Consider the following 5,929-nt stretch of genomic DNA (forward strand, 5'->3'; position numbering starts at 1 on the left):
GTCAATTTTACCATAACGGGTATCCAAAGTGCGTTCATAGTAGCCATTGCGGCTGTTCCGCTGATCAGGTTGCTCAACTTGAAGGAAGTTGCTGAGTTCTTCTTTCATGAGGAGCTCAATCTTCTCTTGAACAAAGTTCTTCACAAGATTTTCAAGTAGATCTGGGAGGCCTAATTCGTGTACAGTAGTCATGAGTAGGGTTCCATCCTTTCAGGTGACTTCGCAATCTCTGAGGATACCCTACTTTTTTGTCGCCTGGAAGGCTCCAAATCATGGTACACAAACAATTGTACATCATCCTCCTGCACCCGGCTTCAAAAAAACAGGTTGACGAACGACGAAATCCAAGATAAAATGAGGCAGTAATTCAGTCGATTACTAAATTAGTAAATTAGTAAACGGGAAGGCGGAGAGAGTAATGAAGATACATCCCGATGGAACGATCGAGGAGAGACTGATGCATCGGCCCAAATATAAGCTGAACAGCGAAACGCTGATCGGCGATGGCGAGATCATGAGCGAACGTCTGCGCAAGTATTCAAATCAATCAAAGGATGATGGGGTATTCATATGTTGGCCAATCGTTATGTTCGAACGGTGATCCTCTCCCGGGTGCTGCTGCACTTGGGCATTTGGATCCGGAATTATGCCGTTTTGCTATATGTTACCGATGTGACGAACAATGATTCGAGGTATGTATCGCTGATTTCGGTTGCGGAATTCGCTCCGATCTTTCTGTTCGCCCTTATTGGCGGAACCTTTGCCGACCGGTGGCGGCCGAAGCGGACGATGGTATGGAGCGATTTGCTGTCCGCCTTATCCGTATTCGCGGTGCTGCTCGCGCTTTTGAACGGCAGTTGGATGGCGCTGCTCGTCGGATCGTTCGTTTCCGCCAGCCTTTCTCAATTCGCTCAGCCTTCGGCCATGAAGCTGTACAAGCGGCATGTGCCGGGCGAGCAGCTGCAGGGCGTGATGGCGATGTCCCAGACGCTTGTCGCTATTTTTACAGTTTTGGGACCGGTCGTCGGCACCTTTATTTTCATCAGATTCGGGATTTACGCTGCTCTCGTCCTGACGGCCATTCTGTTCTTCGGGTCTTCGCTTATCTTATCGACGCTTCCCCGCGACGCGGAGGAACCAAAAACGGCTGAGGGAGGCAGCTTCATCAAGGAATTGACGGCCGGAATTCGCTATATCGGGAACAATGCGTCCTTAAGAACGCTCTGTATGACTTTTGCCGTTGTCGGATTGGCGTCAGGGCTGACTCAACCGCTTCAGCTCTATATTGTCATCGAGAATTTGGGACGGGACAAACCGTTTCTGCAGTGGCTGGTGATGACGAATGGAGCGGCCATGCTGGCAGGCGGAATAGCTGTCATGGGAATTGCCAAAAAGGTAAAGCCGCAGCTGCTGTTCATGGCAGGCCTGCTCGTTACCGCCGTCTGCACGGTCGGAATCGGCGCGTCGACGATGATTGGGCTGACGATCGTTCTTTTAATGATCAGCGGCTTGGTTTACCCTTGCATTCACGGGGGAGTCCAGACGCTGATTGTGCGCAACACGGAAGGGGCATTCATCGGCCGGGTATCGGGTGCGATCATGCCTGTCTTTATGGGGATGATGGTGATCGGCATGTTCCTCTCCGGCTATTTGAAGGACACGTGGTCCCTGCTGGCGGTATATGCGATCAGCGGCGGCTTGATTGTTGCCGGCACGTTGCTGCTAATCCCCCTTATTACCGGAAACAGAAGCCGTGCAGAGAGAACGTCATCATGACGGATAAGACCTCTGTCGAAGCATTCGAGCTTTGACGGAGGTTTTTTAACATAACGGGTGGAGATCCTAAGGTTGAAGCCCTGTGGCAAAGCAACTCCCTGCGCTGCAACCTTTTGTGCTGCTATCGTATATCCCGCGTTGGAACGGATCTCTCACTTGAAGCAACCGGTATAGCCCCTGATGCGAACTCTCAGGCGCGCCGAAAACCCGAATAGGATGAAGTTGGTCTTGAGCGTCGGTGAGAATCACCGTGGTCACTTACTACTCACTGTAACGGAACGGAGCGCCGCTATGGGAGCCATTTGTTGTAAAAACCGCTAAAACGGCATCAATAACGCTTCTGAGTTCCGCTAGAATGTATTCCCGCCTATTTTGGCCCAATAAGGGCTCCCAGTTCCGTAAGATCCATCTATGTTTAGCAGATTCTCGCCAACCTGCAGCTGATCAGTCCGGTACTGCCCATTTCCACCCGCAGCAACGATATCATTCCCGTCTGCCAAACGGCATGAAAAGCTTCCTCTTACGCAGGGGCATACATCGTGGATAGAGCTCCGAATAGGAGCTTTTCTTATCCCCTTATCTGCTGACAGTCCTGAGCGCTCTATTTATTGGGCAGAAGCGCTCAAATCTAGGGCAATCATGCCAAATCCTCCAAATCTATGGAACCGTTTACAAATATCATTTATAATAATTTTTGATTTTATCATTATAACAGAGGTGAAAACTGGGCAGCCCAACATGACGAAGCAGACGCTAAATTGAAATGGAAGGAGAAATGGTATGAGGATGAAAAAAGGATGGAGCCGTTTGGCGGTGTGCGGTCTGTTAGTAACGTCGACTTTGCTTAGTTCAGGCGGTTTGGCGGAGGCGGTCCCTAAGCGCACCATACCGAACACGACGAAAGTGGAGAAGAGTTACGACAGCAGCTTTTTATCAGTGCCTGGCTATGCGTCTCTAGGGGTAAACGATAGAAGCCAGTACATAGGAACTTCCTATTACCGCACTGTCAGCAATGGAAGAGAGTTTTTGCAGGCGATCCTGGATGCAAGCAGTGGCGCGGTGAAGGTCATTGAAGTGACGGGCGATCTCAACCTGGGATGGAATGAGCTGGCTCTGAGCCCGGAAGAAAGGTCGCTGTACAGCTTTATTTCCAGATACCCGAATCCGTCGAACGGTTTCACGAACCCGCTGCTGGAGGCATCCGGAGTATCGAAATTAAACATAGCGAATGTCGACGGACTGACGATTTTCTCCGCTACCGGCAAAACGATCAGGCATGTCGAATTGAAGCTGCAGGGCTCTGCGAACGATATCGTCATCCGCAATCTCCGTTTTGACGAAATGTGGCAGTGGGACGATTCCGGGCAGCATAAAGAGGTAGGCTGGGCGTTTATTAAGGTGAACGGCGCCAACAACGTGTGGATCGACCACTGCACGTTTTCGATTGCCGCCGACGGCATGATCGATATGGAGAACGGCTCGACCAATGTCACCTTATCCTGGAATGAATTCGGACTAATCGCGGATCAAAATCCGTCTGCGGACAGCTCCATCTACAAGTCTATCGAATTTATGGAGCAAAAATATGCCGCCGGCATGCTGGACCCCGAGAAGAGCGTTTATTATAAAATGCGCAGCGGGGGAGCGACGCCGGGCGAGATTATGGCTTATGCTGCTTATCACTCCAAAGTGCATCTTGTAGGCTCCGGCGACAAAGATTTTGTGAACTATGTCGGTTCCAACGGGATCGAAGTGAAGGACGGCAACCAGCGGCTTCGCCTGACGATGGCCTACAATCGTTATACGAATGTCGGGTCGCGGCTGCCCATGATTCGTCAAGGGGTCGGCCACTTGTTTAACAATTATTTCGATAATTCGACGCATCAGCATGCCCTGGAAAGTGTGCCGGCCATCGCCCAATACGGCACCGATCGGTTGTCGCGCGGCATCAACGCCAGGAACGGCGCTTCCATTGCCGCCGACACCAACGTGTACGTCGCTTTTTCCGAACCGATCATCGGCGCGGAGCGCCAGGGCGACGATACCGCCAATATGAATCCGCCTTTCGATATGCTGTTCCAGAACGCCATCAACCATAGCTTGATCGTTAATTCCAAAATCACGAACAGCGAGGGAACGTATATCGGCAGCAGCTGGGATCGCAACGGCAACAATCCGTTCACCAGAGGATTTAATTGGTACAACAAGTCGACCATCCGCAATTGGGCCTGGTCTTCAGCCATTGTCGGGGCCGAGAACATGAGCAAATCGAACCCGCCATCTACGCCGTTCGAGTTCACCTATGGGTACGATGAGCATTTGCCTTATTCCTACCAGACCGTTCCGCTCGCTCAAGTTGAATCGACCGTGAACCAATATGCCGGCGCCACCAAGGTCGCATTGAGCGCCGAAGAATGGCTGCAGACCGAATATTAAAGGAGACGCCTATGCCGAGTGACTTCTTTCGCCATCCGTCGTCACCTGCGGTATAGAAAATGCCGCCTAAGCAGTTCAGACCTTGCTGCTTGGCGGCTTTTTTGGGGCCTGGAAAAGGGCGCCGCCTCAAGGCAACGCCCATTATTGCTAAACCGGATTCAGATCCAAAAGAACGGGAGAGCAATTAAAGCCGTCAGAGCCAGCAGCGGCCAAATCCACCACCAACCGGTTCCCCATCCCCAGTTGCCGTAGGCCCAGCCATATGGATAGCCGAAGCCGCCGCCAAACGCTCTGATTGTGGCTTTCTGTTTAAGAGTCATCTGCTTCATATTTCGTTTAGCTTTGAGGTTCGCCGCACGAAATTGCGGGTTGGAAGCAAGCTTGCTTTTGATATTCAAGACCGCGGCTTCCGGAATCGCTAGCGGGCGAAGCACCAAATTCCCGTTGTGAACGCACTCCACAATCCCGCAAATCACTTCGCCATCCGGTAACACGGCTCCCACCGGACGCCCGATATAGGGGGTGATATGCGACTCGTTAAGCGGGTATTGGCCAATCCATGTCAAGATATGCCCCTCCCACCTATATTTGCTTGGCGCTGGTTCATAAGAGCCTCATGGGACTGCAATCTGCTTTAGATGCCGAAGCCCCAGGATGTCAAAATAATCACAAGCAAAATAAACAGTACGAGAATAACTCCGATGGAAGTAAAGCCGTAGCCTCCGCATGAATAACCGCTCATTGAGGAGCACCTCCTACAGGATTTATCTATGGTTCGTAAACCACACTTTATCTTATGGCAATGGACTGTCAGGCGTGTGGACACGAGACTAGTCAAAGCCTATATTTCGCCAGCTTTAGGCTCCCGCCTCCACCCGGACACAGTGAACATGTGGCTTTTCGATTTGACGACGCCCATCGGGCTTCGCGGCAGGTCGTATGCGGCTCCGAACGAATTAGGCTATTGCCGGCCAAGTTGATGCCCGATAAAATAAGAGTGGGGATTGGAACCATTTAACATCAGTCATTTTTACTCGAAGGGATGAGGGACCGTGTTCAAGAAACTGGCGGCGGATGCATTAGGATTAAGCGATATCGGTAAAGTGATCGATCGACAGGACTTCGACAAAGTCGATACGGACGACTATGTCATGCATGAAGACGGGGAGAAAATTTATTTTATCATTAAATCGAAGAAAGACGAGTACTGCTTTACCAACCTCGCCTTGATCCATCTGGATGGGGAAAGCGCTATCAGCAGCAAGCGGGTCCTGAGGCGCTACAGCTATGCTACCCATGAAATTTCCAATGTATTCCTGGAAACTGCGGGGACGGTCGATTTGGATGTCGAGATTAAATTCCAGATCGGCGGCGTGAGCTTCTCCATCGACGTCGATAAGCGGCAGCTTGAACAGGTCAAGGATCTGTATAAAGCTTTAACATGAAATCGGAATGTGGATAACTCAGGCCTGTGGATAACCCGCCATCGCACTACGGAATGCCTGTTTCAATGCGTTTTTGGAGCCGGGCTTTTAAGTCTTCTTACGTTCTGATGTGATCCTGCGTTTTTTTGCACAACCCAAAGAAGACCTGATTTTTACAGGTCGAAATGCCGTTATGGCCAGGGATGAATCGAACCGTTAGGCCGCATGTAGAGTCGGAATGAAGCTTATGGCCAATGCTCTGAGCTTTTGCTGCATCGCATCGACGATTCCAG

Annotated in this window: 5 protein-coding genes and 1 pseudogene; 3 read left to right on the plus strand and 3 right to left on the minus strand. The window is 50.9% G+C overall.

The window, feature by feature from the left end:
• A partial coding sequence (locus F591_RS31850; RefSeq protein WP_211217609.1) for a transposase occupies positions 1-192 on the minus strand: 192 nt, incomplete at its 3' end.
• A gap of 378 nt (positions 193-570) precedes the next feature.
• On the opposite strand from F591_RS31850, the gene F591_RS0126570 reads away from it, so the two are divergent.
• Both F591_RS0126570 and F591_RS29225 read left to right on the plus strand, forming a co-directional pair.
• On the plus strand, positions 571-1,776 hold the full coding sequence (locus F591_RS0126570; RefSeq protein WP_026326933.1) for an MFS transporter: 1,206 nt from the start codon (positions 571-573) through the stop codon (positions 1,774-1,776).
• 786 nt (positions 1,777-2,562) lie between these two features.
• Positions 2,563-4,212 (plus strand): pectate lyase family protein, encoded by a 1,650-nt coding sequence (locus tag F591_RS29225; RefSeq protein ID WP_211217637.1) that lies wholly within the window; start codon positions 2,563-2,565, stop codon positions 4,210-4,212.
• 158 nt (positions 4,213-4,370) lie between these two features.
• Here F591_RS29225 and F591_RS29230 read toward each other — a convergent pair whose 3' ends face one another.
• Positions 4,371-4,778 carry a hypothetical protein gene (locus F591_RS29230; RefSeq protein WP_019537582.1) on the minus strand — a complete coding sequence of 136 codons (408 nt, stop codon included), beginning with the start codon at positions 4,776-4,778 and terminating at the stop codon, positions 4,371-4,373.
• A 68-nt stretch (positions 4,779-4,846) separates the two neighbouring features.
• The gene (locus F591_RS31060) at positions 4,847-4,954 is read right to left on the minus strand and encodes a hypothetical protein (RefSeq protein WP_019537583.1); all 108 of its coding nucleotides are present in this window, start codon (positions 4,952-4,954) and stop codon (positions 4,847-4,849) included.
• A 310-nt stretch (positions 4,955-5,264) separates the two neighbouring features.
• Between F591_RS31060 and F591_RS0126590 the strand changes: the two are divergent.
• Positions 5,265-5,651, plus strand: a pseudogene (locus F591_RS0126590) (PH domain-containing protein); the annotation flags it as partial.
• Positions 5,652-5,929 lie beyond the last annotated feature (278 nt).

It is taken from the genome of Paenibacillus ginsengihumi DSM 21568 (genome assembly GCF_000380965.1).
GTDB lineage: Bacteria > Bacillota > Bacilli > Paenibacillales > NBRC-103111 > Paenibacillus_G > Paenibacillus_G ginsengihumi.

What these genes read in the sequence shown, in the direction of transcription:
- F591_RS31060 (WP_019537583.1), bottom strand. Translation starts at nt 4,954, where the DNA reads ATGAGCGGTTATTCATGCGGAGGCTACGGCTTTACTTCCATCGGAGTT.
- F591_RS29225 (WP_211217637.1), top strand. Translation starts at nt 2,563, where the DNA reads ATGAAAAAAGGATGGAGCCGTTTGGCGGTGTGCGGTCTGTTAGTAACG.
- F591_RS0126570 (WP_026326933.1), top strand. Translation starts at nt 571, where the DNA reads ATGTTGGCCAATCGTTATGTTCGAACGGTGATCCTCTCCCGGGTGCTG.